28 protein-coding genes are annotated in these 26,406 nt (G+C 69.7%); 21 read left to right on the top strand and 7 right to left on the bottom strand.

Annotated elements, in window-relative coordinates; genetic code table 11:
* Nucleotides 1-69: 69 nt before the first annotated feature.
* Nucleotides 70-804: a FadR/GntR family transcriptional regulator gene (locus ACFSZT_RS05575; RefSeq protein ID WP_377390101.1), complete on the bottom strand. Its 735-nt coding sequence runs from the start codon at nucleotides 802-804 to the stop codon at nucleotides 70-72.
* Between the two features lie 156 nt (nucleotides 805-960).
* On the opposite strand from ACFSZT_RS05575, the gene ACFSZT_RS05570 reads away from it, so the two are divergent.
* From ACFSZT_RS05570 to ACFSZT_RS05480, 19 genes are all read left to right on the top strand, one after another.
* Entirely contained in the window at nucleotides 961-1,494 is a 534-nt protein-coding gene (locus tag ACFSZT_RS05570) for a MaoC family dehydratase (protein WP_377390099.1), read from the top strand.
* A 7-nt stretch (nucleotides 1,495-1,501) separates the two neighbouring features.
* Nucleotides 1,502-2,701 (top strand): CaiB/BaiF CoA transferase family protein, encoded by a 1,200-nt coding sequence (locus ACFSZT_RS05565; protein ID WP_377390097.1) that lies wholly within the window; start codon nucleotides 1,502-1,504, stop codon nucleotides 2,699-2,701.
* A gap of 22 nt (nucleotides 2,702-2,723) precedes the next feature.
* Nucleotides 2,724-3,887, top strand: a complete 1,164-nt coding sequence (locus ACFSZT_RS05560) for an acyl-CoA dehydrogenase family protein (protein ID WP_377390095.1) — start codon at nucleotides 2,724-2,726, stop codon at nucleotides 3,885-3,887.
* A complete protein-coding gene (locus ACFSZT_RS05555) occupies nucleotides 3,877-5,130 on the top strand; it encodes an amino acid ABC transporter substrate-binding protein (RefSeq protein ID WP_377390093.1) in 1,254 nt (417 codons plus the stop codon). Before ACFSZT_RS05560 ends, ACFSZT_RS05555 begins: the two co-directional genes overlap by 11 nt.
* Nucleotides 5,131-5,205: 75 nt before the next feature.
* The gene (locus tag ACFSZT_RS05550) at nucleotides 5,206-6,093 is read left to right on the top strand and encodes a branched-chain amino acid ABC transporter permease (RefSeq protein ID WP_377390091.1); all 888 of its coding nucleotides are present in this window, start codon (nucleotides 5,206-5,208) and stop codon (nucleotides 6,091-6,093) included.
* Entirely contained in the window at nucleotides 6,086-7,132 is a 1,047-nt protein-coding gene (locus tag ACFSZT_RS05545; RefSeq protein ID WP_377390089.1) for a branched-chain amino acid ABC transporter permease, read from the top strand. The genes ACFSZT_RS05550 and ACFSZT_RS05545 overlap by 8 nt, the downstream gene beginning before the upstream one ends.
* Complete coding sequence (locus ACFSZT_RS05540; protein ID WP_377390087.1) at nucleotides 7,132-7,872, top strand: ABC transporter ATP-binding protein; 741 nt, start codon at nucleotides 7,132-7,134, stop codon at nucleotides 7,870-7,872. Before ACFSZT_RS05545 ends, ACFSZT_RS05540 begins: the two co-directional genes overlap by 1 nt.
* Nucleotides 7,853-8,626, top strand: coding sequence for an ABC transporter ATP-binding protein (locus ACFSZT_RS05535; protein ID WP_377390085.1), 774 nt, complete (start codon nucleotides 7,853-7,855; stop codon nucleotides 8,624-8,626). The genes ACFSZT_RS05540 and ACFSZT_RS05535 overlap by 20 nt, the downstream gene beginning before the upstream one ends.
* Nucleotide 8,627: 1 nt before the next feature.
* On the top strand, nucleotides 8,628-10,010 hold the full coding sequence (locus ACFSZT_RS05530; protein WP_377390083.1) for an MmgE/PrpD family protein: 1,383 nt from the start codon (nucleotides 8,628-8,630) through the stop codon (nucleotides 10,008-10,010).
* Nucleotides 10,007-10,834, top strand: a complete 828-nt coding sequence (locus ACFSZT_RS05525; protein WP_377390081.1) for an HpcH/HpaI aldolase/citrate lyase family protein — start codon at nucleotides 10,007-10,009, stop codon at nucleotides 10,832-10,834. The genes ACFSZT_RS05530 and ACFSZT_RS05525 overlap by 4 nt, the downstream gene beginning before the upstream one ends.
* A gap of 4 nt (nucleotides 10,835-10,838) precedes the next feature.
* A complete protein-coding gene (locus ACFSZT_RS05520) occupies nucleotides 10,839-11,852 on the top strand; it encodes an LLM class flavin-dependent oxidoreductase (protein ID WP_377390079.1) in 1,014 nt (337 codons plus the stop codon).
* Between the two features lie 42 nt (nucleotides 11,853-11,894).
* The gene (locus ACFSZT_RS05515; protein ID WP_377390077.1) at nucleotides 11,895-12,155 is read left to right on the top strand and encodes a hypothetical protein; all 261 of its coding nucleotides are present in this window, start codon (nucleotides 11,895-11,897) and stop codon (nucleotides 12,153-12,155) included.
* Nucleotides 12,156-12,270: 115 nt separating this feature from the next.
* A complete protein-coding gene (locus ACFSZT_RS05510; protein ID WP_377390170.1) occupies nucleotides 12,271-12,675 on the top strand; it encodes a Fur family transcriptional regulator in 405 nt (134 codons plus the stop codon).
* 12 nt (nucleotides 12,676-12,687) lie between these two features.
* The gene (locus ACFSZT_RS05505; RefSeq protein WP_377390075.1) at nucleotides 12,688-14,157 is read left to right on the top strand and encodes a catalase; all 1,470 of its coding nucleotides are present in this window, start codon (nucleotides 12,688-12,690) and stop codon (nucleotides 14,155-14,157) included.
* A 173-nt stretch (nucleotides 14,158-14,330) separates the two neighbouring features.
* Nucleotides 14,331-14,750: a YciI family protein gene (locus ACFSZT_RS05500; protein ID WP_377390073.1), complete on the top strand. Its 420-nt coding sequence runs from the start codon at nucleotides 14,331-14,333 to the stop codon at nucleotides 14,748-14,750.
* Nucleotides 14,723-16,048: an RNA polymerase sigma factor gene (locus tag ACFSZT_RS05495; protein WP_377390071.1), complete on the top strand. Its 1,326-nt coding sequence runs from the start codon at nucleotides 14,723-14,725 to the stop codon at nucleotides 16,046-16,048. Before ACFSZT_RS05500 ends, ACFSZT_RS05495 begins: the two co-directional genes overlap by 28 nt.
* A 963-nt stretch (nucleotides 16,049-17,011) precedes the next feature.
* Nucleotides 17,012-17,350 (top strand): hypothetical protein, encoded by a 339-nt coding sequence (locus tag ACFSZT_RS05490; RefSeq protein ID WP_377390069.1) that lies wholly within the window; start codon nucleotides 17,012-17,014, stop codon nucleotides 17,348-17,350.
* A 237-nt stretch (nucleotides 17,351-17,587) separates the two neighbouring features.
* Complete coding sequence (locus tag ACFSZT_RS05485; protein WP_377390067.1) at nucleotides 17,588-19,756, top strand: molybdopterin-containing oxidoreductase family protein; 2,169 nt, start codon at nucleotides 17,588-17,590, stop codon at nucleotides 19,754-19,756.
* Between the two features lie 30 nt (nucleotides 19,757-19,786).
* Nucleotides 19,787-20,344: a DUF4232 domain-containing protein gene (locus tag ACFSZT_RS05480; RefSeq protein ID WP_377390065.1), complete on the top strand. Its 558-nt coding sequence runs from the start codon at nucleotides 19,787-19,789 to the stop codon at nucleotides 20,342-20,344.
* On the opposite strand, the gene ACFSZT_RS05475 is transcribed toward ACFSZT_RS05480, so the two are convergent.
* Nucleotides 20,341-21,270, bottom strand: coding sequence for a serine hydrolase (locus ACFSZT_RS05475; protein WP_377390063.1), 930 nt, complete (start codon nucleotides 21,268-21,270; stop codon nucleotides 20,341-20,343). The genes ACFSZT_RS05480 and ACFSZT_RS05475 overlap by 4 nt on opposite strands.
* Nucleotides 21,267-22,199 carry a LysR family transcriptional regulator gene (locus ACFSZT_RS05470; protein ID WP_377390061.1) on the bottom strand — a complete coding sequence of 311 codons (933 nt, stop codon included), beginning with the start codon at nucleotides 22,197-22,199 and terminating at the stop codon, nucleotides 21,267-21,269. The genes ACFSZT_RS05475 and ACFSZT_RS05470 overlap by 4 nt, the downstream gene beginning before the upstream one ends.
* Before the next feature lie 111 nt (nucleotides 22,200-22,310).
* Here ACFSZT_RS05470 and bla point away from each other — a divergent pair, with 111 nt between their 5' ends.
* Both bla and ACFSZT_RS05460 read left to right on the top strand, forming a co-directional pair.
* A complete protein-coding gene (gene bla, locus ACFSZT_RS05465) occupies nucleotides 22,311-23,213 on the top strand; it encodes a class A beta-lactamase (protein ID WP_377390059.1) in 903 nt (300 codons plus the stop codon).
* Nucleotides 23,206-23,805, top strand: coding sequence for a D-alanyl-D-alanine carboxypeptidase family protein (locus ACFSZT_RS05460; RefSeq protein WP_377390057.1), 600 nt, complete (start codon nucleotides 23,206-23,208; stop codon nucleotides 23,803-23,805). The genes bla and ACFSZT_RS05460 overlap by 8 nt, the downstream gene beginning before the upstream one ends.
* 233 nt (nucleotides 23,806-24,038) lie before the next feature.
* Here ACFSZT_RS05460 and ACFSZT_RS05455 read toward each other — a convergent pair whose 3' ends face one another.
* From ACFSZT_RS05455 to ACFSZT_RS05440, 4 genes are all read right to left on the bottom strand, one after another.
* Nucleotides 24,039-24,779: an ANTAR domain-containing protein gene (locus ACFSZT_RS05455; protein ID WP_377390055.1), complete on the bottom strand. Its 741-nt coding sequence runs from the start codon at nucleotides 24,777-24,779 to the stop codon at nucleotides 24,039-24,041.
* Between the two features lie 112 nt (nucleotides 24,780-24,891).
* A complete protein-coding gene (locus tag ACFSZT_RS05450; protein ID WP_377390053.1) occupies nucleotides 24,892-25,314 on the bottom strand; it encodes an Hsp20/alpha crystallin family protein in 423 nt (140 codons plus the stop codon).
* Between the two features lie 144 nt (nucleotides 25,315-25,458).
* Nucleotides 25,459-25,842, bottom strand: a complete 384-nt coding sequence (locus ACFSZT_RS05445) for an STAS domain-containing protein (protein ID WP_377390051.1) — start codon at nucleotides 25,840-25,842, stop codon at nucleotides 25,459-25,461.
* A gap of 47 nt (nucleotides 25,843-25,889) precedes the next feature.
* Nucleotides 25,890-26,339, bottom strand: coding sequence for a DUF6292 family protein (locus ACFSZT_RS05440; protein WP_377390049.1), 450 nt, complete (start codon nucleotides 26,337-26,339; stop codon nucleotides 25,890-25,892).
* Between the last annotated feature and the right edge of the window lie 67 nt (nucleotides 26,340-26,406).

The following is a 26,406-nucleotide window of genomic DNA, read 5'->3' as shown; positions in this document are numbered from 1 at the left end:
CGCAGCTCGCCGCCACCTGCCCGGCGGGCGACGGTGCCGAGGCGCCCGCCGACCCGAGCCGCCCGGCCCTCAGCGCCGGTCGATCTCGAGGTAGGTCTCGCGCAGCCGGTGCAGGTGCCCCTGCATGAGCTCGCCGGCGGTGTCGGCGTCGCCGCGCTGGATCGCCTCGACGATGTCGCCGTGGTCGGAGCACACCTGCTGCCAGAACGACGCGGGTGCGTTGCCGCGTAGGAAGCGGTTCTTCAGCACCGAGAAGATCGGCTGCGTCACCACCTCGAGCAGGCCGTTGTGCGTGCACGTGAGCAGCAGGATGTGGAACTCCTGCGGGTGCTCGTGCTGCGGCCCGGCCTCGACGTTCTCCTGCTCGACGGCCTTACGCAACGCGGCCAGTTCCTCCTCGGTGCGTTCGGTGGCCGCGAGCCGCGCCGCGGGCACCTCCAGGATCTCGCGCACGGCCAGCAGCTCGTCGACGGTGAGGCTGCCCGCGGTGAGCAGGCCGAGACTGGTCTCGAGGTAGGCGCTGATGTGCTGCGGATCCACGTCGGCGACGAAGGTGCCGCCGTTGACACCTCGGCTCGTGTAGACGAGGTTCTGTGAGCTCAGCGAGCGCAGCGCCTCGCGGACCGTGCTGCGGCCGACCCCGAAGGCCTGGCCCAGTTCCGGCTCCGACGGCAGCCGGTCGCCCGGCGCCAGCTCGCCGCTGACGATCAGCCCCCGCAGCTGATCGGCGATCTGCTGGTACGCCGACCGCACCGGGGTCACGCCGAGCCCGCGCGTTCCCGACTGCTTACTCACCTTGCTCACGCGGCCAGTCTAGCCGTCATACCTGATGTTTCGCGAAGGACACCGCGACGATCAAACGTACGAATCGGCCGTACGGACGAACTTCTTGCGTGCCAACCGATCAACGACCGGACTCGACCTTGACGCCAATACGTCTGACGTTTAGCGTCCACGCCCATGAGTGCAACGACGCCCCAAGTACGGCCGGGCTGGCAGGGTCGGTTCTACGAGGACTTCGAGGTGGGCGACATCTACCGCCACCCCCTGGGCCGCACGGTCACCGAGACCGACAACACCTGGTTCACGCTGCTGAGCATGAACACGAATCAGGCGCACTTCAACACGCAGTACGCCGCCGATTCGGAGTTCGGCAAGCCCCTGGTCGTATCGACCCTCACGCTGGCCATCGCGATCGGGCAGAGCGTCATCGACGTCACCCAGAACGCCTTCGCGAACCTCGGTCTCGACGACGTGAAGTTCAGCCACCCCGTGTTCGCCGGGGACACCCTGTGGTCGGAGTCGATCGTGCTGTCCAAACGGGAGTCATCGAGCCGCCCGAAGGCGGGGATCGTCACCATCCGGACGCGCACCCTCAACCAGGACGGCGCCGTCGTGTGCAGCTTCGTCCGCACGTTCTACGTCCACAAGCAAGGAGCGCTCACCGGCAAGGACCCGTTCCCCGAGGCCGCCGAGCCGCTGACCGTGAACTGAGGCGTGCATGCTTCCGTTGCAGGACATCAGAATCATCTCACTCGAGCAGTACGGCGCGGGACCGTTCGGCTCGCTGCATCTGGCCGAGCTGGGCGCGGAGATCATCAAGATCGAGGACCCGACGGCAGGCGGCGACGTGGGCAGGACGGTGCCACCCTACGCGCAGGGTGAGGACTCGCTGTTCTTCGAATCCTTCAACCGCAACAAGTCCAGCATCTCCCTGGACATGACGACGCCGGAAGGGCGTGCCGTGTTCGAGGACCTCGTGCGCGAGGCTGACGCCGTCTACTCGAACCTGCGCGGCGACGTCCCCGCGAAGCTGCGCATCACCTACGACGACCTCAAGCACCTGAACCCGGCCATCGTGTGCTGTTCGCTGTCGGGCTTCGGCATGACCGGCCCCCGCGTCAAGGAGCCCGGCTACGACTACATCCTGCAGGGCCTCGCCGGCTGGATGTCGGTCACCGGTGAACCCGGTGGCCCGCCGCAGAAGACCGGATTGTCCCTTGTGGACTACAGTGGCGGGCTCGTCGCCGCCATCGCACTCGTCTCCGGCGTCCACGCGGCCCGGCGCGACGGAGTCGGCATGGACTGCGACGTGAGCCTCTACGACACGGCGATCAGCATGCTGACCTACCTCGCCACGTGGCATCTGAGCGCCGGCCACGAGCCGCGCCGAACGCCTCGCTCCGCGCACCCGTCGCTGGTTCCGTTCCAGAACTTCCCCGCCAGCGACGGCTGGCTGGTGATCGGCTGTGCCAAGGAGAAGTTCTGGCGACGCCTCGCCGAGATCCTGGGCAGGACCGACCTCATCGACGACCCGCGGTTCCGCACGTTCGCCGACCGCGCCGAACACCACGCCGAGCTCGAGAAGATCCTCGACGCCGAACTGGCGAACGGCACGGTCGAGGAATGGCTGAGGAAGATGCGTGCGGCGTCGATCCCGTGCGCGCCCATCAACAGCATTCCGCAGGCACTGGCCGACGAGCATGCTCTGGCCCGCGAGATGGTGATCTCCACCGAGCACCCCGTGTTCGGAACGGTGCGCCAGGTCGCCTCCCCGGTCCGGGTCGGCCAGGCGCGCGCCACCCCGCGTCGAGCGCCACAGCGCGGTGAACATACCGAGTCGCTGCTGCGCGATCTGCTCGGCTACTCGGCCGAGCAGATCGCGGGCATCCGCGCCGCCGGCGCCTTCGGTACCGGCTGAACCCACCCCACCAGGAGTGACCATGGATTTCTCGTTCAACGACGAACAACGCCTGTTCCGCGAAACACTCCGGGATTTCGTGGACAAGGAGATCATCCCGGTCGCGCGCGACTGGGAGCAGTCCGGACGCTACCCGACCGAGATCGTCGCCACGATGCGGGAACTGGGCCTGTTCGGGCTCGCGGTTCCCCAGGAGTACGGCGGGCTCGGCGCCGACACCGTGTCGTTCGTGCTCACCTTCGAGGAGATCTCGCGCGGTTGGATGGGCATCGCCGGTATTCTCGGCAGCCACTCGGTGTCCTGCTTCATGATCGCCCGGCACGGCACCGAGGAGCAGAAGCGACAGTACCTGCCCAGGCTCGCCACCGGCGAGCTGCGGACCGGCATCGCGCTCACGGAGCCGAACGCGGGCACCGACCTGCAGGGAATCCGGACCACGGCTCGCAAGGAGGGCGATCACTACGTCGTCAACGGTTCGAAGATGTGGATCACCAATGCCCGCTACGCCAACCCGCTGCCGGTGCTGGTGAAGACCGATCCGACCGCGAGCCCGGCCCACCGGGGCATGAGCATCCTGCTCGTGGACACCACGTCCGAGGGCTTCACGGTGGAGAAGGACATCCCGAAGCTCGGCTACAAGGGCACCGAGTCGTGCGAGCTGCGGCTCGACAACGTGCGGGTTCCTGCCTCCGCGTTGCTCGGCGGGGTCGAGGGCCAGGGGCTGCGGCAGGCACTGTCCTCTTTGGAGACCGGCCGGGTGAACATCGCAGCCCGCTCGGTGGGAATCGCCCAGCGCGCCTACGAGGAGGCGCTGCGCTACGCCAGGGAGCGGGAGGCCTTCGGGCAGCCGATCGGCGACTTCCAGGCCGTGCAGATCAAGCTCGCCGAGATCGCCACCCAGCTGCAGGCGGCCAGGCTCATGACGTACTGGGCCGCCTCGCAGATGGACGCGGGCGTGCGAATGGACGCCGAATCGGGCATGGCCAAGGTGTTCAGCTCGGAAACCGCGCTGCAGTGTGCGCTCGACGCCATGCGCATCCACGGCGGCTACGGCTACTCCGCTGAGTTCGAGGTGGAACGACTGTACCGGGACGCACCCCTCATGGCGATCGGAGAGGGCACCAACGATGTGCTGCGGACCGTGATCGCCAAGGCGCTGCTCAAGGGGAAGGCCCATGTGGGGTAAGCGCAGCCGCGCCGTCCTCGCCTTCCTGACGGGACTGGCCGTGCTCGCGGCAGGCTGCGCGCAGCCGCGGGCCGCCGAGGACCCGAACGGGCCGATCCGCATTGGCGCGGCGGTGTCGGACACGGGCAAGTACTCCATCGAGGGCCGGGCGATCAAACGCGGCTACCAGATGTGGGCCGACATGGTGAACAACGAGCTCGGCGGCATCAAGGTCGGCAACCGCAAGCGCAAGGTCGAGATCATCTACTACGACGACCAGTCCGACCCGGAACAGGCCGTGCGACTCACCCAGCGGCTGATCAGCGAGGACGGTGTCGACTTCATCTTCGGCTCGTACTCTTCCGGCCTCACCCTCGCCGCGTCGGCGGTGACCGAGCCCAACAAGCGCATCCTGTTCGCCGGCGGTGCCGCCGCCGACACCGTGTTCAGTCAGGGCTCGGACTACGTGTTCAGCCCGCTCACCAACACCAGCCGCTACACCGAATCGGCGCTGCGCGAGCTGGCCAAGCGCGGAGTGAAGACGATCGGCATCCTGCACACCGACGAGGCTCCGATGGTCGACGTCCAGGAGGCCACGGAAAAGCTGGCCCGCGAGCTCGGCATCCGGGTCGTCGGCACACAGCGGGTACCCACCGACGCCAACGACATCCGCGGCGCGATGACCCAGCTCCGCCGGGCGAACCCGGAGGTCCTCGTCGAGGCGGGGCACACGCTGATGGGCGTGCTCACCGTGCAGACCATTCGCAGCATGAACTGGACACCGAAGTACCTGCTGATGGTGCAGGCACCCACGGAGCAGAGCTTCGTCGAACAGCTCGGCGCCGCCACCACGGAGGGAATCATGGCTCCGACGCAGTGGCACGGTTCGGCCCAGTTCTCCGACAAGTACTTCGGTACCGCCGCCGACTACCGGCGCCGGTACGTCGAGCGCTACGGCGAGGAACCCTCCTACATGCCGCCCAGCGGCAGCGCCGTCGCACTGTCGCTGCAACTCGCCATCGAGAAGGCGGGCAGTGTGGACGTCGAAGCCGTGCGCAAGGCGCTCCTGGAACTCGATGTCGACACCTTCTACGGCCACATCGACTACGCGGGACCGGAGCATCCGAGCGGACTCAAGGGCGCGAACGTCGACCGGCCCATGCTCACCATCCAGCTGAACGGCAAGGGCGAGCAGGTCGTGGTCGCCCCCAAGGAGAACGCCTCGGCGGAGATCGTCCCCATGAAGCCGTGGTCGCAGCGGTAGCTCCCGCCGCCCGATGACGGGCACCCAGCCCATCGGCGCCATCGTCGCGCCCGTACTGACAAAGGAGTTGTGCGTATGGGCCAGTTGAGTCAGGTCGTGCTCGACGGCATCGTGCTCGGCGGGTTCTATGCTCTCGTCGCGCAAGGACTCTCGCTCGTCTTCGGCGTGATGGGAGTCCTCAACCTCGCCCACGGCGAATGCGTGCTGATCGGCGCCTACCTCGCGTGGTCGGCACACCACTATCTCGGGATCGACCCCTTGCTCGCACTGCCGGTGATCATGGTCATCGGTTTCGGCTTCGGCTGGCTACTGTGCCGAACGCTGGTGATCCGCGTGGTCGAGCAGCCGCCGCTGATGTCGCTGTTGCTGACGTTCGGCATCGGCGCCGTCGCGCAGGGCGTACTGCTGTACCTGTTCAGCAGCACGCCGAGGGTTACCACCACCGGCTACTCGGACGACGTGGTGAGCATGTTCGGCCTCACCATTCCGACGCCGAGGGCGTTGATGCTCCTCGGCGCGGTGGTGATCCTCGTGCTCACGTGGGCGTTGCTCAACCGCACCAGGGTCGGCCGGTCGATCCAGGCGGCGTCGCAGAACAAGGCCGCGGCCAGGGTGGTCGGCATCGACATCGGCGCGGTGTACGCGATCGCGTTCGGCATCGGTCTCGCACTCGTGTTCGCCGGCGGAACCCTGCTCGGGTCCGCACAGGGCTTCTACCCGTTCCTGGGCCCGCTGCTGACGATGAAGGCGTTCGCGATCGTCGTGCTCGGCGGCGTCGGGCGGATGACCGGCACGGTGCTGGCCGCGATGGTGGTCGGCCTCATCGAAACGTTCCTCGCCTCGTACGTCCCCTCGGTCGGAACCGGTCTCGGCATCGCCGCCGCGTTCATCCTCGTGGTCGTCGCGCTCGTGGTGCGTCCCAACGGAATCAGTGGAGGAAAGCAGGTGACCGCCGGTGTCTAGCGGAACCCCAACGGTCGGCACCCCACCACGGCAGAAGGCTGCGGATCGCCTGTCCGCCGCGCCGGTGCGCGAGCTGCCCGCATCCCGCCTCGCCGATCCCCGGCTTCGGGCCGGGCTCTTCGTCGCGGGGCTCGCGGCGCTGCTCGTGACGCCCGCGTTCGGACTGAACAACTCGGCGCTGTTGCTGCTGAGCACCGTGTTCATGTGGATCGGCCTGACATCGAGCTGGAACATCATCTCCGGCTTCACCGGCTACGTCGACTTCGGACACGGCGTGTTCTTCGGCATCGGCGGCTACACGGCCGGCCTGCTCGTGACGCATGTGGACATGCCGTTCTGGTACACCGTGCCGCTGGCGCCGGTGGCCGGCCTGGTGTTCGCCTTGGTGATCGGCTACCCGCTGCTTCGCCTGCGCGGGGTGTACTTCTCCATCGCGATGCTCGGCGCGTTCATGGCGATGCGTGAGCTCGCGCTGGTGTTCCGGGATTTCACGGGCGGCTCGGGCGGCATCATCTTCGAGTCCGTGATCGACCGGGCGCTGTTCTACTACGTCTTCCTCGGCATCGCCGTGGCCGTAGTGCTTGGCACGATCTGGCTGCGCCGGTCGCAGCTGGGAGCGAGCATGCTCGCCATCCGGGAGAGCGAGATCGGGGCCGAGGCGCGCGGCATCAACACGACGATGGTGAAGCTGACGGCGTTCTGCGTCTCCGGAGCCATCACGGCGCTCATCGGGAGCCTGTGGGCCTACCAGACGGCGTTCATCGACCCGGCGATCATGTTCCGCGACATCCTGCTCATCAACCTCGCGCTCATGGTCACGCTCGGCGGGCTCGGCACCGTGTGGGGCCCCGCACTGGGTGCGACGGTGTTCGTCCTGCTGCGCGAGACGTTGTGGGGCACCGAAGGCGAGGAGTTCCTGCTGTTCTTCGGCGCCGCCCTGATCGTGGTGGTGCTGACGCTGCGCAAGGGAATCGTCGGCACGCTCGCCGACCGTGCCCATCTCGCACGTGCCCGGCGGGCAGCGAAGGAGGACCGCTGATGGGAGCGCTACTCACGGCCGAAGGCGTCACCTGCCGGTTCGGTGGGCTCGTCGCACTCGACGGCGTCGACTTCCACGTCGACGAAGGCGAGATCGTCGGGCTCATCGGGCCCAACGGCTCCGGCAAGTCGACGCTGCTGAGCTGCCTTTCGGCTGGACAGCGCGTGGACGCCGGGCGGATCCGGCTGTCCGGTAAGGACATCACCCGGCGCCGTCCGTCCACAGTAGCCAGAATGGGGATCACCCGGACCTTCCAGGACGCCCGGGTGTTCGGCGAGCTGACCGTCACGGAGAACGTGCTTCTCGCCAGGGACTGGACCGGCCTGCCGCCGTTCGGGCTGCTGCGGGCGCCGGAACGCTCGGCCCGGGACCGGGCGGCCATGCTGCTCGACCTGGTGGGCCTGTGCGGGCTGGCGGAGGAGAAGGCGGGCAGCCTCTCCGGTGGGCAGCAGCGGCTGCTCGAGCTGGTGATGGCGATGATGCCGGGGCCGAAGGTCGTGATGCTCGACGAGGCGACCTCGGGCGTGAACCCGGCGCTGATCGCGGAGCTGTCGGAGCACCTGCGGCTGCTGCACCGCGAGGAGAACGTCTCGTTCGTGATCGTCGAGCACAACGTCGGGTTCGTGTTCGGCATGGCCGACCGCATCGTCGTGCTCCAGCAGGGACGCGTGCTGGCCGAGGGAGCGCCCGACGAGGTCAAGTCCAACCAGGAGGTCATCGATGCCTATCTCGGAGCCTGAGGCGGCCCCGGCCCACGGCGACCAGACGCGGCCGCCGTTGCTGGACGTGCGGGGCCTGCGTGCGGGCTACCGCGGCGTGGACATTCTGCACGGCGTGGACCTCACGGTCGGCGAGGGCGAGATCGTGTGTGTGGTCGGGCCGAACGGATCGGGCAAGTCGACGATCTTCAAGGCGCTCTACGGACTGATCGACGTCCGCGAGGGCACGGTGCTGTTCGACGGCGAGGACATCACCGCCTACGGTCCACAACAGCTGTTGACGGCGGGTATCGCGCTGGTGCCGCAGCTGCCCGCGATCTTCCCGGCCATGACGGTGTACGAGAACATCGAGCTGGGGATGTACCTCGAACGCGACCGCGCGAAGATCCGCCGCCGGATCGACGAGGTATTCGACCTGTTCCCCAAGCTCGCCGCCCGCCGGACACAACAGGCCGGAACGCTCTCCGGAGGCGAACGGCGTGCGCTGGAGATCGGCCGTTCACTCATGCTGCAACCCCGGCTGGTGCTGATGGACGAACCGTCGGTCGGCCTGTCTCCGCTGCTGGTACGTGAGGTGTTCGAGCAGCTGCGTTCACTGCGGGACGCGGCCGGGCTGACCTTCCTGATGATCGAGCAGAACGCGCGGTCGGGCCTCGAGCTCAGCGACCGGGGTTACGTGATCGAGCGCGGTCGCGTCACCTACACCGGAGCCGGCTCGGAGTTGCTGGCCGACGACGAAGTACGCCGGACGTTCCTGGGCGTGGGAAAGGACTGACATGACAACGACGACACAGACGGCCGCACAGCGATTCGCCGAGTTCGCCTCGGGGCTGCGGGCGGAAAAGCTGCCACAGGAGGTCACGGAGACCGCCTGCCTGCACGTGCTCGACACCCTGGGCTGCGGACTGGCCGCCTCGGCACTGGCCGAGGCGTCCTATGTGGTCTCCGGCGCGGAGGAGGGCGCGGGCACCGGGCCTGCCACGGGGATCGGGGTGGTACACGGGCTGCCCGCCGCCGAGGCGGCGTTCGTCAACGGCGTGCTCTGCCACGCCCTCGACTTCGACGACACCCATGCCGAGTCCGTGGTGCACGTGAGCGCCGCGGTGACGCCTGCCGCGCTCGCGGCCGGTGAGGCGGCGGGTGCCGACGGCGCGACCGTGCTCGCCGCGGTGGTCGCGGGCAACGAGGTCTCCACGCGCGTCGGGGCCGCGGCGGGCGGTGTCTTCCACGCCAGGGGCCTGCACCCGAGCGGGGTATGCGGGGTATTCGGCGCGACGGCCGCCGCGGCCCGCGCGCGCGGACTGGACGCGGCCGCCACGGCGCACGCGCTCGGCATCGCGGGCAGCATGGCGTCGGGACTGCTCGAGTTCCTCGCCGACGGAGCCGACACGAAGCGACTGCACCCGGGATGGGCCGCGCAGGCCGGCATCACCGCGGCCCGGCTCGCCGCGCACGGCGCCACCGGACCGGCGACCGTCTTCGAAGGCAGGCGCGGCTTCTACGCCACCTACCTCGCGGGCGTGGAGGTGGACCTGGCGCCCGGGCTCGCCGGCCTCGGTTCCGAGTGGAACACACCGCAGATCGCCTACAAGCCCTACCCGGCCTGCCACTACACGCACGCGCCCGTGGACGCGCTCGCCAAGGTGCTCCGGGAGAACCCGATCCGGCCGGATGAGGTGGCGCGCATCGTCGCCTACACCGACAAGACCGGCGTGGACCTGGTGCTCGAACCGGCCGCGGACAAGGTGCGGCCGCGCACGCCCTACGACGCGAAGTTCAGCCTGCCCTACTGCCTCGCGAGCCTGCTCGTGCGCGGCAGTGTCGAGGTCGCCAGCTTCACCGCCGACGCGATCACCGACGAGGCGGTGCTCGCGCTGACCCCGCGGGTGGGCTACGAGACCCGCGAGTACTCGCCGCGGCCCGACGCGTTCGGCGGCGGGGTGCGGGTCGAGACCGCCGACGGCCGGACGTTCGAGGCCGAACTCCGGTACCAGCGGGGCAGCACGGAGAACCCGCTGACCGAGGACGACGTCCGCGGCAAGTACCGCGCCAACGCCGGGCTCGCCCTGCGGGCGGACGACGTGCGCGGACTCGAGGACGCGGTGACCACGCTCGGACAGCAGTCCGGGCTCGGTTTCCTCTCGGCGGTGCGGGGATGACACTTCCGCTGGAGGCCGTGCGCTCGCTGCTGTTCGCGCCCGGCAAGGACGAGCTCAAGCTTGCCAAGGCACTGGACTCGGCCGCCGATCTCGTGGTCGCCGACCTCGAGGACGCGGTGCCTCCCGCCGAGAAAGAGGCGGCGAGGGACACCATCGCCAAGGTGTTCGCGCGCCAGCGGGGCCGGGCGCTGCGTTTCGTGCGGATCAACGCGCCGGGCACCGAGTGGGCCGAGGCCGACCTCGCCGCGCTGGCCGAGATCGCACCCGACGGGCTCATGGTGCCGAAGGCGACGCCCTCGGCGCTCACCGCGCTCGGCGACGAGGGCCTCCCGGTGATCGCGCTCGTCGAGACTGCCGCCGGGGTGCGGGATGCCTACGAGACGGCGGCACACCCCCGGGTGGCCGCACTGATGCTCGGCGGTGCCGACCTGGCGGCCGAGGCGAACCTCGAGGTCAGGGCCGACGGTCAGGAGCTGCTGCACGCCCGCTCCACGCTGGTGTTCGCTTCGGTCGCCGCCGGCATCCGGCCGCCGTTCGACGTCGTCCACCTCGACGTGCACGACGACGCGGCGCTGGAGGCCGAGGCGCGGCTGGCCCGCTCGCTCGGCTTCGGGGGCAAGGCGTGCGTGCACCCCGCCCAGCTCGCCGGGGTGCACCGCGTGTTCACCCCCACCGAGGCGGAGACCGAACACGCGAACGCGGTACTCGCCGCGTTCGACGACGCGGCTCGGCGAGGGGAGTCCGTGGTGTTGCTGGACGGCAAGCTGGTCGATCCGCCCATCGTCAACAGGGCGAGGGCCACGCTGGCCAGAGCGGCGAGGTGAGATCGTGCGGTTCGGCATCTTCCTGACCAACCAGCAGGAGCCCGGCACCGACCAGCGGCAGGCGCTGGCCGAGCAGCTGAGCCTTTTGCGAGCGGCCCGCGACGGTGGCTGGGACTCGGTGTTCGCGGGGCAGCACTACCTGAGCGAGGGTGTCACGCACATCCAGCCGTTGCCGTACCTGGCGCGGCTGGCGGCCGAGGCGGGTGATCTTCGCGTCGGCGTGGGCATTCTGCTGCTCGCTCTGCAGAACCCGGTCGACGTGGCGGAGAACTACGCCGCGCTCGATGTCGTCACCGGCGGGCGGCTGATCTTCGGGGTCGGCCTCGGCTACCGGGAGGTCGAGTACGCGGCGTTCGGCGTGCCACCCGAGGAGAAGGTGCGGCGGTTCGAGGCGAATCTCGACATCGTGACGCGGCTGTGGGCGGGCGAGGCCGTGGACGCCGACCTGCCGTGGTGCCGGCTCGACGGCGCGCGGCTGGGCGTGCTGCCCGTGCAGCGGCCCGGGCCGGCCCTCTGGATGGCGGCCAACAGCGACGGTGCGGTACGCCGCGCCGCGCGGCTGACCGGTACGTGGATGATCAACCCGCACGCGACGATTGACACGGTGCGCAGGCAGACGGAGCTGTTCCGGGCCGAGGCGGCAGCACACGGCCGGCCGGCGCCCGCGGAGCAACCCGCGATGCGAGAGATCTTCTGCGCGAAGGATCGCGCGACCGCCATCGAGCTGGCCGGCCCCTACCTCGTGGGCAAGTACCGCACGTACGCCCGCTGGGGCCAGGACCGCGTGATGCCGGACCGCGAGTCGTTCGACATGCCGTATGAGGACCTCGCACGGCAACGGTTCGTGGTGGGCTCTCCGGAAGACTGCGTCCGTGCCCTGCTGCCGTGGCGCGACGAGCTGGGTGCCGACCACCTGATCCTGCGCACGCACTGGGCCGGGATGCCCGTGGAGCACGCGCTGCGGTCGGTCGAGCTGCTGAGCAAGGAGGTGCTCCCGGCGCTCCGGGCAGCGGGATAGGGCGAGCGCAGCGTCGCGTGCCGGTGGCGGACCGCGTCAAGCATGGAGCTGTCCGTGCGCTATCCGGCCCTGCGGCACACGATCGCGAAGCTCGCGGAGGACCACCAGCTGGTCGCCCTGCTGCTGGGGCAGCTGGAGCAGGCGCTCGACCGGTCGGTGCCTGCGTCCGAGTTGATGTCCCACGTGGACGGCATCGCGCCGATCATGGAGTCGCACTTCCGGTACGAGGAGCGCGAGCTGCCGGACGTCCCCGCGGAGCTCGACCCCGACGCGGACCCGCACACGATGTTCGGGCCGCTCTGACCATCCGGAAGCAAAACCACTGGTCAGCGCCGAGTGGCGCGACTCACTCGGCAGTTTTCTGGAATCAATCCAGAAAAGGCGTACCGTCGTAGACGTGTCAACCACCCACCTCGAGATGCTCCGGCAGGCGAAGCTGCGGGTCACCCGCCCCCGCCTGGCCGTGCTCGCCGAGGTGGAGGCAACGCCCCACTCCGATGCGGAGTCGATTCGGGCCGGGGTGAGCGACCGGCTCGGGAATGTGTCGACCCAGGCGGTGTACGACATCCTCCACGCGTTCACGGACGCGGGGATCGTCCGACGGCTCGAGCCCGCGGGATCGCCCGCGCGGTACGAGGTCGCCGCGGGCGACAACCACCACCACCTCGTCTGCCGCGGTTGCGGTGCCGTCGTCGATGTCTCCTGCGCCATCGGCGCCGCACCGTGCCTGCAACCGAGCGACGACCACGGCTTCCGCGTCGAGACGGCGGAGGTCCTCTACTGGGGCTACTGCCCCCGTTGCCAATCCACACCCGGAACCTAGAAGGAGATCGCCTTGACCCACACCCAGGGAGCAAGCGACCACACGGCCTCGACGCTGGACAGCGGCGCCCCGGCCGTCAGCGACCGCAACTCGCTGAGCATCGGCAGCAACGGACCGTTGCTGCTGCACGACGTCCGGCTCGTCGAGACCCTCGCGCACTTCAACCGCGAGCGCGTCCCGGAGCGCAACCCGCACGCCAAGGGCGCGGGCGCGTTCGGCGTGTTCGAGACCACCGAGGACGTCTCCCGCTACACCAAGGCCGCCCTGTTCCAGAAGGGCGCCACCACCGAGATGCTCGCCCGCTTCTCCACCGTCGCCGGGGAGCAGGGCTCGCCCGACACCTGGCGCGACGTCCGCGGATTCGCGCTGAAGTTCTACACCACCGAGGGCAACTACGACATCGTCGGCAACAACACGCCGGTGTTCTTCCTGCGTGACCCGATGAAGTTCCCGCACTTCATCCGCTCGCAGAAGCGCATGCCCGGCACGGGTCTGCGCGACCACAACATGCAGTGGGACTTCTGGACCCTCAACCCCGAGTCGGCCCACCAGGTCACCTACCTCATGGGCGACCGCGGCCTGCCCAAGACGTGGCGGCACATGAACGGCTACGGCTCCCACACCTACATGTGGATCAACGCCGAGGGCGAGAAGTTCTGGGTGAAGTACCACTTCCTGAGCAACCAGGGCGTGGAGTCGATGTCGGGCGAGGAGGCCGAGCGGCTCGCCGGCAAGGACGCCGAGTACCACCGGCGTGACCTCGCCGAGGCCATCGCGCGCGGCGAGTACCCGAGCTGGACGCTGTATGTCCAGGTGATGCCCTACGCCGAGGCGAAGACCTACCGGGTCAACCCGTTCGACCTGACCAAGGTGTGGTCCCACAAGGACTACCCGCTCATCAAGGTCGGGACCATGACGCTGAACCGGAACCCGGAGAACTTCTTCGCCGAGATCGAGCAGGCGGCGTTCGCGCCGTCGAACCTCGTGCCCGGCATCGGTGTCTCGCCCGACAAGATGCTGCTCGGCCGGGTCTTCGCCTACGCCGACGCCCAGCGCGCCCGCATCGGCACGAACTACCTGCAGCTGCCGGTGAACAAGCCGAAGGTGCCGGTGAACTCCTACACCTTCGACGGGCACATGACCTTCGAGCACAGCGGCACGGCACCGGTCTACGCGCCCAACTCCTACGGCCGCCCGTACGCCGACGAGACCGGCCCGGTCGAGGACGGCTGGGAGGCCGACGGCGAGATGGTGCGCAGCGCGTACAGCCTGCACCCGGAGGACGACGACTTCTCCCAGGCGGGCACGCTGGTCCGCGAGGTGTTCGACGACGCCCAGCGGGAGCGTCTGGTGCAGACGGTCGCCGGTCACCTCGCCGACGGCGTGGTGGAGCCGGTGCTCTCCCGCGCGTTCGAGTACTGGCGCAACGTCGACGCCAACATCGGTGAGCGCATCGAGAAGGCGTACTACGAAGCGAAGTAAGCACCGCAGGGTGTGATGACCAAGGCCCGGCCGCCCAGAGGTGGCCGGGCCTTCGTCGTTCCGGCCGGAAAGCCGTCCAAAAAAAACTTCGCGCGCGTGTCGATCGGCGGCGTTCCCCGTTCGACCTTGGGGTGAGAGGCTCCGAGGGGAGCCGGAAACCTGGGAGAACGACCGTGAAGTACATGCTGATCATGCGCGCGACCGACGAGGCCTACGCCGCCATGGGCGAGGTAGACCACGACAAGATGATCGAGACCGTCGGCCGGTTCAACGACGAGCTGATCCGGGCAGGCGTGCTGCTCGCGGCCGAGGGGCTCGACGACGCGGAGGAGGGCGTGGTCGTGGACTACTCGGCCGACCCGCCGGTGGTCAGCGACGGCCCGTACGGCGAGACCAAGGAGCTCTTCGGCGGCTTCTACATCCTCAACGTCGCCTCCAAGGAGGAGGCCGTCGAGTGGGCCAAGCGGCTGCCCGCCGCGGGCCCCGGCTTCAAGACCGAGATCCGCCGCGTCACCACCATCGACGAGTTCCCGCAGGACAACGAGTGGATTCAGAAGGAGCGCGCGTGGCGCGAGGCGACCGGCCAGCTGTAGCCGGAACGGCGGGCGGCGGCGGCCGCGAGTCGGTCGCCGCCGTCTGGCGGATCGAGTCGGCGCGGATCGTCGGTGCGCTCGCGCGCTACACCGGCGATTTCGCGCTGGCCGAGGACCTCGCCCAGGAGGCGCTGGCCGAGGCACTTGTGAACTGGCCGCGTGAGGGCGTGCCGCGCAACCCCGCCGGGTGGCTGCTCACCGTCGGCAGACGGCGCGCGATCGACACGTTCCGCAGACGCTCCGCGCTCGACGAGAAGTACGCGGCCTTGGCTCACGACCTGGGCGAGGGCGGCGTGGTCACCGGCAGCGCGCCGGCCGACCCGGCCCGGGATGGCGACGACGTGCTGTGGGACCCCGACCAGATCGACGACGACGTGCTCGCGTTGATGTTCATCTCGTGCCACCCGGTGTTGTCGCGGGAGGCGCGGATCGCGTTGACGCTGCGCGTGGTCGGCGGTCTGACGAGCGACGAGATCGCCAAGGCGTTCCTCGTGCCGACCGCCACCGTGCAGGCGCGCATCACCCGGGCGAAAAAGACGCTGGGAGCAACGCGGGTGCCCTTCGAGGTGCCACCGCCCGAGCAGCGTGCCGAACGGCTCGGATCGGTGCTCAACGTCGTCTACCTGATCTTCACGGAAGGCTCCACGGCCAGCTCGGGTGACGATCTGATCCGGCGTGACCTCGCCGGTGAGGCACAGCGCCTCGCGCGCGTGCTGACCCGGCTGGTGCCCAACGCACCCGAGGTCCACGGCCTGCTGGCTCTGCTCGAGCTGACCGCGGCGCGGTTTCCGGCTCGGACCGGGCCGGACGGCGAGCCGGTGCTGCTGGAGCACCAGGACCGTCGCCGCTGGGACCGCGCGGCCATCCGCCGGGGCCGGGCCGCGCTGGAGCGGGCGACGCAGCTCGGGCGCGGCCTGGGCGCCTACGGCCTGCAGGCGGCGATCGCCGAGTGCCACGCCGTGGCCCCGTCGGTCGAGGCGACGAACTGGGAACGCATCGTGCTGCTCTACGAGGCGCTCGGCCGGCTCGCGCCGTCGCCCGTGGTCGACCTCAACCGGGCCGTGGCCGTCTCGATGGCCCACGGCCCGGCGGCGGCACTGCCGATCGTGGACGACCTGGTGGCCGCCGGGTCACTGGCCGGCTCGCACCTGCTGCCGAGCGTGCGCGGGGAACTGCTCACCCGTATGGGCCGTCCCGGCGAGGCACGCACGGAACTCGAACGCGCCGCGAAGCTGTGCGGCAACGAGCGTGAGCGGGCGCTGCTGGAACGCAAGCTGGACGCCCTCCCTGACCGGTAGCCGTGTCCGCCGCTCCGGTCGCCGTGTCCGCCGCCCAGGTAGCCGTGTCCGCCGTTCCCGTCGCCGTGTCTGCCGTTCCCGTCGCCGTGTCCGCCATTCCGGTAGCCGTGTCTGCCGCTCCGGTCACCGTGTCGGCCATTCCCGTCGCCGTGTCCGCCATTCCGGTCACCGGCCGTCGACGAGTTCGGCCGTCCCGACCAGTTCCGCGCTGCTGCGCCAGAGCCCGGCGGCCTTGCCCCAGTCGTACGACTCCGCCGACGACCGGATCTGCCGGCGGCCCTGGAAGTACTTGTCGCTGACGCCGTCGAGTTCCGGATCCGCGACGAGGTAGGCCAGCGCCCCGGGCGGACGTGCGCGTCGTGTGGAAGTTGCGTGGCAACAGCGTCAGTGCCGACATCAAGTACTTCCACGCGAACCGGAACACGGGCTTGTAGTTCCGCGCCAGTCCGGTACCCGGCATGAAGGCGGGGTCGAACGCGTTGGCACTGATCCGCCCGCCGCCTCCGAACACCTGGTCCATCTCGTACGCGGTGAGCACGTTGCACAGCTTCGACGTGGTGTACCGCCGACGCCCTTCCTCCGCCGGATCAGCACCGCTCTGCCTCGTAACCGTCGACGTAGCGCGTCCCGGAGACGACCTGTGTCCGGGCGTTGCACACCAGTGCGCGCAACGGCGGCGGTCAGACTAGAAACGCCGTCCTGAGAGGTCTTTCAACGCCAACCGAGTCCACACAGGACGCGGTGGTGGGAAATCGCTTTCCGCTACGCCTGTTCCGGGGGCAGGCCCAAGGCGGCGCACGCGGCGTCGAGCGCGGCCGAGCGCAGCTGCGCCTCGGGCACCTCGGGCAGCAGGACGAGAGAACCTGGTGCGCGACTACGTGCTGCGCTGCCGGGGCGTAGCCCCGCGCCTGCCCAGCGGCATTCCCGCGCTCGCGGGCAGAGCTCGCGCCGTACGCGGGGTCGATGCGGCTGCTGCCGCGGATCCCCGCTGCCGTGCGCCGTCGCCGGCCGGCCGATGCCGCCGTGGAAACGCTGTCCTCGTTCGACCCACCCGGCGGGTTCGACGGCTTCCACGAGTTCACCGCGCTGCCGGACGGCGACGGCTCGGTGCTCCGGCACCTGATCGCCATGCGCGTCCACGGAAAGGCGCGGCTGACGTGGCCGCTGCTGTACCGCCCGCTGCACGACGCGCTGCTGGAGGACCTGCTGGACCGGGCCGAGGAGAACCTGACCGGTGAGGTCGCCCGCCCGGCTCGGTGGAGCCTGCCGGTCCGGCTGCTGCGTGGGCTGCGGTCGCGCTGACCCAGCAATTCTCGCCGCTTTACCCACGCGAAATACCCGCGCTTCACCCTGTTTCCTTTTACCCCCATTCACCGCCGATAACCCGAACGACGCAGCGTCGCGTGACAATCCGTGAGGTTACATTCCTTCATCCCGGAGCAATGGCCACGTAATCGCACAGGAGCTTCCTGAGAGTGCTCATTCGGCTCTCCGGCCGATGGGCAACGAATGTCCGCGCCTCTCGGAGGAGTCCACCTGATGACGCTCACGACCGAGGCCGGTAGCGCCGGCACCGAACTGAAGATCGTCCGTGGCGCGTGTCCGCACGACTGTCCGGATACGTGCGCGATGCTCTACCACGTCAAGGACGGCAAGCTCGTCGATGTCAAGGGCGACCCGGACCATCCGATGACCAAGGGTGGCCTGTGCGTGAAGCTCAAGAACTTTCCCGAGCACCATTACCAGTCCGACCGCCTGCTCTACCCGATGCGGCGGGTCGGCGCGAAAGGCGCCGGGGAATTCGAGCGCATCACCTGGGACGAGGCGCTGGCGGAGATCAAGCAGCGCTGGACGTCGATCATCGAGCAGTACGGCAGCCAGGCGATCATGCCGCACGCCTACCTCGGACATCAGGGCGTGCTGAACGGGCTGACCTCCGGCGACGCCTTCTTCAACCGCCTCGGGGCGTCGGTCGCGGAGAAGACCTACTGCGAGTCGGGTTCCTCGACGGCGTGGCACATGACCGTCGGCGGCACCGGCGGACTCGACATCGAATCGATGGCCCACTCGAAGTACATCATCGTGTGGGGCATGAACATGACCAGTACGAACCTGCACGGCTGGCCGTTCCTGCTCCAGGCGCGCAAGGAGAACGGCGCCAAGATCGTCGTGATCGACCCGGTGCGGACCCGCACGGCCCGCCAGGCCGACTGGCACATCCCCATCCGGCCGGGCACGGACGGCGCACTGGCCATGGGACTGATCCACGAGATCATCGCCCAGGGACTCACCGACACCGACTACGTCGAGCGGTACACGGTCGGTTTCGACGAACTCGCCGAACGCGCCGCGAAGTACCCGCCCGAGCGCGTCGAGGAGATCACCGGCATCCCGGCCGAGGACATCCGGACCCTCGCCCGCGAGTACGCGACTACCCAGCCCGCCGCCATCCGGCAGGGTGTCGCGCTGGAACGCAGCCGAGGCGGCGGCCAGGCCATCCGCGCCATCACCTGCCTTCCCGCGTTGGTCGGCGCGTGGCGGCATGTCGGCGGCGGCACGATGGAGATGCCGATCTGGGAGTTCCCCACCAGGTTCGACAAGATCTGCATGCCCGAGTGGATTCCCGAAGGAACGCGGGTGGTCAACGAGCTCGACCTCGGCATGGCGCTGACCGGTGAGCTGGACCTCGATCCGCCGATCATGTCGCTGTTCGTCTACAACTCGAACCCGGTGTCCCAGGCCCCGGCTCAGGCGAAGATCATGGCGGGCCTGCGGCGCGAGGACCTGTTCACCGTGGTCAGCGAGCACTTCATCACCGACACCGCCAGATTCGCCGACCTCGTGCTGCCCGCCACGATGCAGGCGGAGCAGCTCGACATCATGGTCACCTGGGGCCACCTCTACATCTCGCTGAACCAGCCCGCCATCGAGCCGCCCGGCGAGTGCGTCCCGAACGTCGAGCTGTTCCGACGGCTGGCGAAGACGATGGGCTTCGACGACGACTACTGGGACCGCACCGACGAGCAGATGCTCCTCGACTTCCACGACTGGGACGCCCCGGCGCTGCAGGGCATCACCTTCGAGCAGCTGAAGGAGACCGGCTGGGCACGGCTGAACGTCGGCAGCCCGGACACCCGCGCGCCGCACGCGGAGGGCAATTTCCCGACGCCGTCGGGCAAGTGCGAATTCAAGTCCTCACTGGCGGAGAACGGCAACTTCGTCGTCCCCGTGTGGCGCTCGATGTACGACGGGATGCAGCCCGGCGACCCCGTCGACCCGCTGCCGGACTACGTTCCGCCGTTCGAGTCGCCCGACTCGAGCCCGGAGCTGGCGAAGAAGTACCCGCTGAGCATCGTCTCACCCAAGCCGCACGCGTTCCTCAACAGCCAGTACGGCAACGCCGAGGACAAGAAGTCGGTGCAGGGCGAGCAACGGGTGTTCCTGCATCCGGCCGACGCCGCCGAACGGGACGTCGCCGCGGGCGACGTGGTGCGGGTGTTCAACGACCGTGGCGGGTTCGAAGGACCCGCTGTGCTGGACGACGGCCTCATCCCCGGAGTCGTCATGGCCAACGTGGGACACTGGCAGAACAAAGCGAGCGGGTCGACGGTCAACTCGATCACCGCCGACCGGCACTGCACACTCGGCAACGCCGGGGTCTACTCCGACAACCTCGTGGAAGTCCGCAAGGTCGCCTCCGCCGGCTAGGACCCGCGTGCGCAGGGAGACAATGGCCCGGTGAAACGTCGCTGGGGGTACGGGCTGCTGACACTGCTGATCGCCGGGGCGTGCACCTCCGCACCGGAACCGATCGACCCGGTCCGGACTCCGGTGCCGACACCGCCGGCCGAGGCGTGCCCGGAGACCGGGGTCCGGGTCACGGTCGGCATCGACGAGGCGGCGATGGGTCTGCGAGTGCTGGGCCTCACGCTGACCAACTGCGGTGACCGGCCGTACCAGCTCGAGGGCTACCCCCAGCTGCGCCTCCTCGACGAGGCAGGCAAGCCGATGGACGTGCGCGTCGAGCACGGCTCCGCGGGGATCGCGACGGTCGACGGCTTCGACGCTCCACCACGAGCACTGACCTTGCGGGCGGGCGAGGTCGCCCGGACCAACCTGATGTGGCGCAACACCAACACCAGCGCCGGCACACCGGCGGTCGGGGACACGCTGTCGGTCGCGCCGGTGGAGGGCAGGCCGTGGCAGCCGGTGGAGCTCACGGGGGGCTACGAGGACGGCCTGCACATCGACGTCGGCAGCACGGGCCTGATCGGCGTGCGGGCCTGGTATCGCTAACGGCGCAGGCTCTCGAACGCGGAGCGCGCGGCGGCACCGATCGCCAGGTCGATGTCGTGGGCGATGTTGGCCCGGCGATGGGAGCGGGTCAGCGCCGCGATCGCCACGCGGTCGCCGGTTTCCGGTATCACCACGCCGATCTCGTGCCGCAGGTACAGGAACGTGCCGGTCTTGCCGCTCACGCGCACCGTGTCCGAGCGCAGATCGCTCGACAGCCGCTGGGTGAAGACCTGGAGGGCCATCAGCCGCCGCAGCTCGGCGGTGGCCTCGGGCCTGGAGATCCGGTCGAGCCACACTCGCTCGAGCAACTCGACGAGAGCCGCCGCGCTGGCGGCGTTCGCGTAGGCGGGATCCAGGGTCTCGATGGAGTGCTGCCCGGCCGCGTCGTCCCGGATGGCCAGTTCCAGCGCGAGGCCGAAGTCGTCGCCGGCGACCCCGGCAGCGCACTCGTACATCCGCTGCAGACGGTGTCGCACGCGGATTCCCGGGCAGCCCCAGGCACGCAGTTGCTCGTCGACCGCGTCAGCGCCGCCCACAAGGTCGAGCAAGGCGTCGGCGCCGGCGTTGTCGCTGACGGTCAGCATCTGGTAGAGCAGGTCGCCGACGGCCAGCGTCGCGGGATACCGGAAGGCGGACACTCCGGTCGGGCCGATGCTCTTGCCGTCCGGGTCGATGGTCACCGGCATGGCCGCGTCGAGCTCGCCCGCGGCGACCCGGTCCAGTGTGACCAGCGCCAGCGGAACCTTCACGACCGACGCCAACGGCACGGGTGTGTCGATGTCGAAGCCGAGCTCCTCGCCGGTGTCGATGTTGCGGGCGAGGAAGTGCCCGACGGCGCCCACGCGCTGCCACTGCTCGGCGATCGACTCGGCGACGGCGAGTTGGTCGGCGGTGGCCGCCACGTAGGCCGGACGGTCGGGCGTCATCCGCGCGTCGCCAATCGGGCCCGCGGGTCGGGTCCGTCCGCCACGGCCGGGCCACGACTCGTGCCGGCAGCGCCGATCGCGTCGGCGACCAGCGGTGCCAGCCAGTCGAGCGCGGCGGCCGCGCGAGGTGCCGTTGCCGGCTCGTACCCCCGGTGCAATGCCGAGTCGGCCAGCGGTGCCCACGCGAGGCCGTGGCGGAGCGCGAACGGCTTGGTGCACAGCAGCCCGGCGCGCCCCGCGAGGGTCTCGGCCACCGCGGTGGCGGTCGCCTCGCCACGACGCACGCGGCCCGCCGCCAAGCCCGCTCGCGCGGCCGCCTTGTCGAACCGCTCCGCCGCGAACCCGACGTCGTCCTCGGCGGTGATCAGGATCGGCGGCGGGTCGTCGCCCGCACCGCGCCGGGGCCGCAGGCTGTCCAGATGCACGGACCGGCGCCCCCACGGACGTGCCGTCGCGAGACCGAGCGGCACCCGGTAGGACGCGGTTTCCGGCGCCACCCGCAGCAACGCGAACGCCAGCGAGCCGTCCGCCAGGCCGCTCGCCCGGTCGTCGGCGGGCAGCTCCCGCACGCTGATCGTCACGCCGCGCTGCGTTCCGGCGCGGATGACGCGCGCCAGCGCGGCGGGATCGGAGTCCGGCGGCACGCCCACTGTGTGCGCGGCCGAGGCCAGCGCTGTCCTGGCCACCTGCCGGAGGTGGTCGATGCGACTCAGCACGTCCTTGGCGTACGGCAGCAGCTGGACGCCAAGGTCCGTGCTGGTGATCTGCCGCCGGGACCGGTCGAAGAGCTCGCCGCCGAGATGCTGTTCGAGGACCTTGATCCGCCGGCTGAGCACCGGCTGTGCGAGGTAGAGCGCGTCGGCGGCCTTGGAGAAGCTGCCCTCCTCGGCCACGGCGACGTACGCCTCGAGATGTGCGACCAGGTCCATCCCCCATGCATATCAAAAGGGTATGGGTGCTTCACGGATAGCTCTTGGACATGAGTGTCGTGGCGCTGCTTTGCTTGGTCCGAACCTCTCGAGACCACCCTGGAGTCGTTGATGCCCCGTCCCCTGTCCCGTCGTTCCCTCCTGCGTGCCGGTGTTGCCGTGTCCGCGGGTGCCCTGCTGACCGCCGGTTCCCTCACCGAGCGGCCCGCGTCGGCAGCGCTGCGGCCGGTCCACCAGCGGTTGCGCGCGCTGGAACGCGCGCACGACGCGCGGCTCGGGGTCTACGCCCTCAACACCGATACCGGGGCCACGGTGGCCTACCGCGCGTGGGAACGATTCCCGATGTGCTCGACGTTCAAGCCGCTCGCGGCCGCGGCCATCCTGCGCGACCGCGACGCCGCCTACCTCGACCAGCTGGTCCGCTACACCGGAGCCGACCTGGTGGACGGTTCTCCGATCACCGAGGACCACGTCGGCACGGGTATGCGCGTCGGGGACCTGTGCGCCGCGGCGATCTGCTACAGCGACAACACCGCGGGGAACCTGCTGCTGCGGCGGATCGGCGGCCCGGGCGGCGTCACGGCGTTCTGCCGTTCGATCGGCGACCAGTGGACGCGACTGGACCGGTACGAGACCGAGCTGAACACCGCAATCCCCGACGACCCGCGCGACACCACCACACCGGGCGCGATCGGACGCGACTACGCGCGCCTGGTGCTCGGCCACCCGCTCCGCCCCGGCGACCGCGACCGGCTGACCGGGTGGCTCAAGGCCAACACCACGAGCGCTCAACGGTTCGGCGCCGGTCTGCCACAGCACTGGGAGCTCGGAGACAAGACCGGTTCCGGGTCCTACGGCACGGCGAACGACGTCGGCATCGCGTGGACCGGCACCGGGACCCCGATCGTGCTGAGCGTGCTGACCACCAAGCACGTGCAGGACGCGGCGTGGGACGACGTGCTGATCGCCGACACCGCCCGCATCCTCGCTGCCACGCTGGCGCCCGGTGAATGACGCCGTGCGCGCGTCCGCTTCGAGGCGCTGGGCGTTCGTCGCGATGGGGGCCGTGGCGCTCGCGGTGACGGGCGTGGCCACACTGGGCGCGGCCGGGAGGTGGGCCTTGGCCTACGAGCAGGTCGCGGGGCAGCCGGCGGTCCTGCTCGACGAGGTGGTGGGCGCGGACACCGGACCGGCCTGCGCACCGGATGATCGCTATGTCGACGAGCCGCCGCGGGGCCTTCGTGCCGACGTGCTCGCCGCGTGGAACCGCCTGCGAACCGCCGCGGCGCGGCAAGGCATTCACCTGTGCCTCAACGACGGCAAACGCAGCGCGCGACAGCAACAGCAGGAGTTCGACGACGCCGTCCGGCGGTTCGGCACGGCTGAACTGGCCTCCCGGTACGTACTGCCACCCGAGAAGTCCATGCACGTCAAGGGAATCGCCGTGGACGTGCAGCCCTACGCCTCGGCGCAGTGGGTGCAGACGCACGGCCGCACGGCTGGCTGGTGCCGCCGGTACGACAACGAGTACTGGCATTTCGAGTACGACCGCCGGTACATCTCCGAAGGTTGCCCGGAGTTGCTGCCAAGCGCCACGGCGTCGTGAACGTCGACCGCGCGGGGGAGCGCAGCACCCGTAAGGACCGCGGATGTTACTGCCGACGAGCTCGAGTACCGGTCGTGCTACATCGAGGTGACGCCAGAACGAGCCGGGCTTCTGTCCATAGGGGATGACCGGCGACAGCGGAGCCGCGAGGCGCGGGTCCCGGAACGCGTCTGGAGTGGACGGAGCAGGCGGCGTTCCTCACCCGCACGGGAGACGGCAGCGCAGTTCCTGAGTCACGGCGCCGCATCGTCGACACCGAACTTGGTGATCATCGCGGGCAGTTCCCCGTTGTCGTGTGCGGCGACCAGCGCCGAGGCCACATCGCGCAGTTTGGTGTTGGTGTTCTGCGAAGCGCCCTTGAGCAAGGCGAACCCACGCTCCTGGTCGCAGTTCAGCTGACGCATCAGCAACCCCTGCGCCTGCCCGATGAGCTGCCGGGTGCGCAACGCGGCGTTGAGCTGGTCGATGAGCCGCCGACTGTCGTGGAACAGCTGCGCGTTGTCGAACACCACGCCCGCATGCAGGGCCAGCAGCAGCGCGACGTCCTGTGCCGTGTCTCCGAAGCACTGCGGTTGCCGCGCATACAGCACCAGGGCGGCGGCCGGCGTGCGCTGCCGTGGCAGCGGCAGCACCAGGCAACTGCGGCAGCCCGCCTCGGCCAGGCGGCGACCGAGCCCGGGCCACCGTGCATCAGTGCGGGTGTCGGCCAGGTAGCGCGGCTCCCGGAACTGCAGCGCCTCGGCGATCGGTCCGTCCTGCGACGGCAGCCCGGTCACCTCGCCGGCCCGGGGTCCGTGCGCGGCGACGAACTCGACGCGGCGCTCTCGCACCGCGACGGCCGCGCGATCACAACCGGGCACCGTGCGGGTGATCCGCTCCAGGAACCGCTGCAGCGCACTGGCCACATCGTCGTCCTCCACCAACCGAGATACCTCGGCGAGTTCCTGGGCAAGGGTCAGCTCGGCAGCGTTCACGGGTTCTCCCACGAGTCGCCACAACGATCATGGCTTCCGCACAGCCGCCGCCGACACGGCGGGTGTGAACCGGACAGGCGGGCGCGGCCCGGCAAGCCGCGCCCGCCCGAACTCAGCCTCCGGAAACGGTGATCCGCCGCGGTTTGGCGGTGTCGCTCTTCGGTGCGCGCACGGTCAGCACACCGTCGACGAGGCTCGCGTCGATCCGGTCGGCGTCGACGTCGTGCGGCAGCGTCACGCTGTAGCGGAACTGACCCGTCCTGCGCGTGCGGTGGCGGAACCAGCCTTGGCGCTCCGTCTCCTTGCGCTCACCCGTAACGGTCAGCTCGCGGCCGACCAGGTCGACCGCGATGTCCTCCCGTTTGATGCCGGGAACCTCGATCTCCACCAGGTAGGCATCGTCGGTCTCGGACACATCGGCCATCGGCGACCACGCGCGCCACTCGGGGTCGAACCGCCCCGCGACGGACTCCAGCAAGCGATTCATCCGGCTGTAGAGGTCCTCGAACTCACGGAACGGGTCCCAGCGGTCCATCGCGCTTGACGACCGAACTGCAGGCAGTGCCACCATCATCACCTCCGCAACACTCTGCTGTCACGCAAGGCCCAGGTTTCGCGCCTGGCGTTCTGACCAACGCGGTTGAGCGTGCCGATGTTCCCAAAACTGGGCGGCTTCGACTCAGGTTTCGGCGAGGGCGTGCGCGAGCCATGCGTACTGGCGCACCGACGGGGCGATGCCGGTGGCGTCCAGCACCAGCCGCACCGCCGTGCTCACCACAACGGCGAGGTAACCCTGACGAACGCCGACCGCTTCGAGCACACGCGCGCCGGCGACATCACAGAAGGTGATGCCGGCCAGATCGAGGATGACCTGGACGCTCGCGTGTGCCAGCAGCGCCTGTGTGAGCAGCCGCGAGGTCTGCAGGTCGAGCTCCCCGTGCGCGGCGAGCAACACCACTCCGGGCTTCACCTCACGGGCGGCGATGTGCAGAGCCGGGTCGCTCCACGTCCGCGCCTGCGGGAGGTGACAGTGACCGACGCCGGCACCGGGCACATGGGTCATCGGCGATCAACCCTCCTGCCGGGGAACGCGAGTGGCGATGCGAGTGGTCAACGGCCGGGTTCCCCGTCGACCGGAGGCAGGGCGTAGGCGGCGAGCCGGTCGAGGATGCCGGACGTGCCACCGCGCGGCCGTGGCAAGAGTTCCTCTGGGCCGGCGAGGGGCCGGCGCGCGAATGCGGCGACGACGTGCGGCGCCGGCAGCAGGTCCGCGCGGAGGTAGGCGAGCGGCAGCAGGTCATCCCCGCAGACGGACTCCACCGCCAGGGTCCAGCCCTCCCGCTCGTCCCAGGTCAGCGCCAGGTCGCTGGTGGGCAGCTCGCGGATGCGGCGATCCAGTGCCACATAAGCGCTCAACGGGGTGTCCAACTGCAGGTAATACGGACTGCCGCGCAGGCCGAGTTCCTGGGCGACCAGCCACACGTAGCGGCGCAGGCCACGTGCGGCGGCCGTCTCGAAGGCGAGGTCGAACGCGAGCGCGGGATCCGGTTCATCGTTCATGTGGTCCCCGGGTCGCCGCGGGGAACTTCTCGATACGACGACGACAAGCGGCCGACAGGCCGGTCAG

It is taken from the genome of Prauserella oleivorans (genome assembly GCF_042685745.1).
In the GTDB taxonomy this organism is placed as follows: Bacteria; Actinomycetota; Actinomycetes; order Mycobacteriales; family Pseudonocardiaceae; genus Prauserella_A; species Prauserella_A oleivorans.
This window is presented reverse-complemented; position numbering and strand designations above follow the sequence as displayed.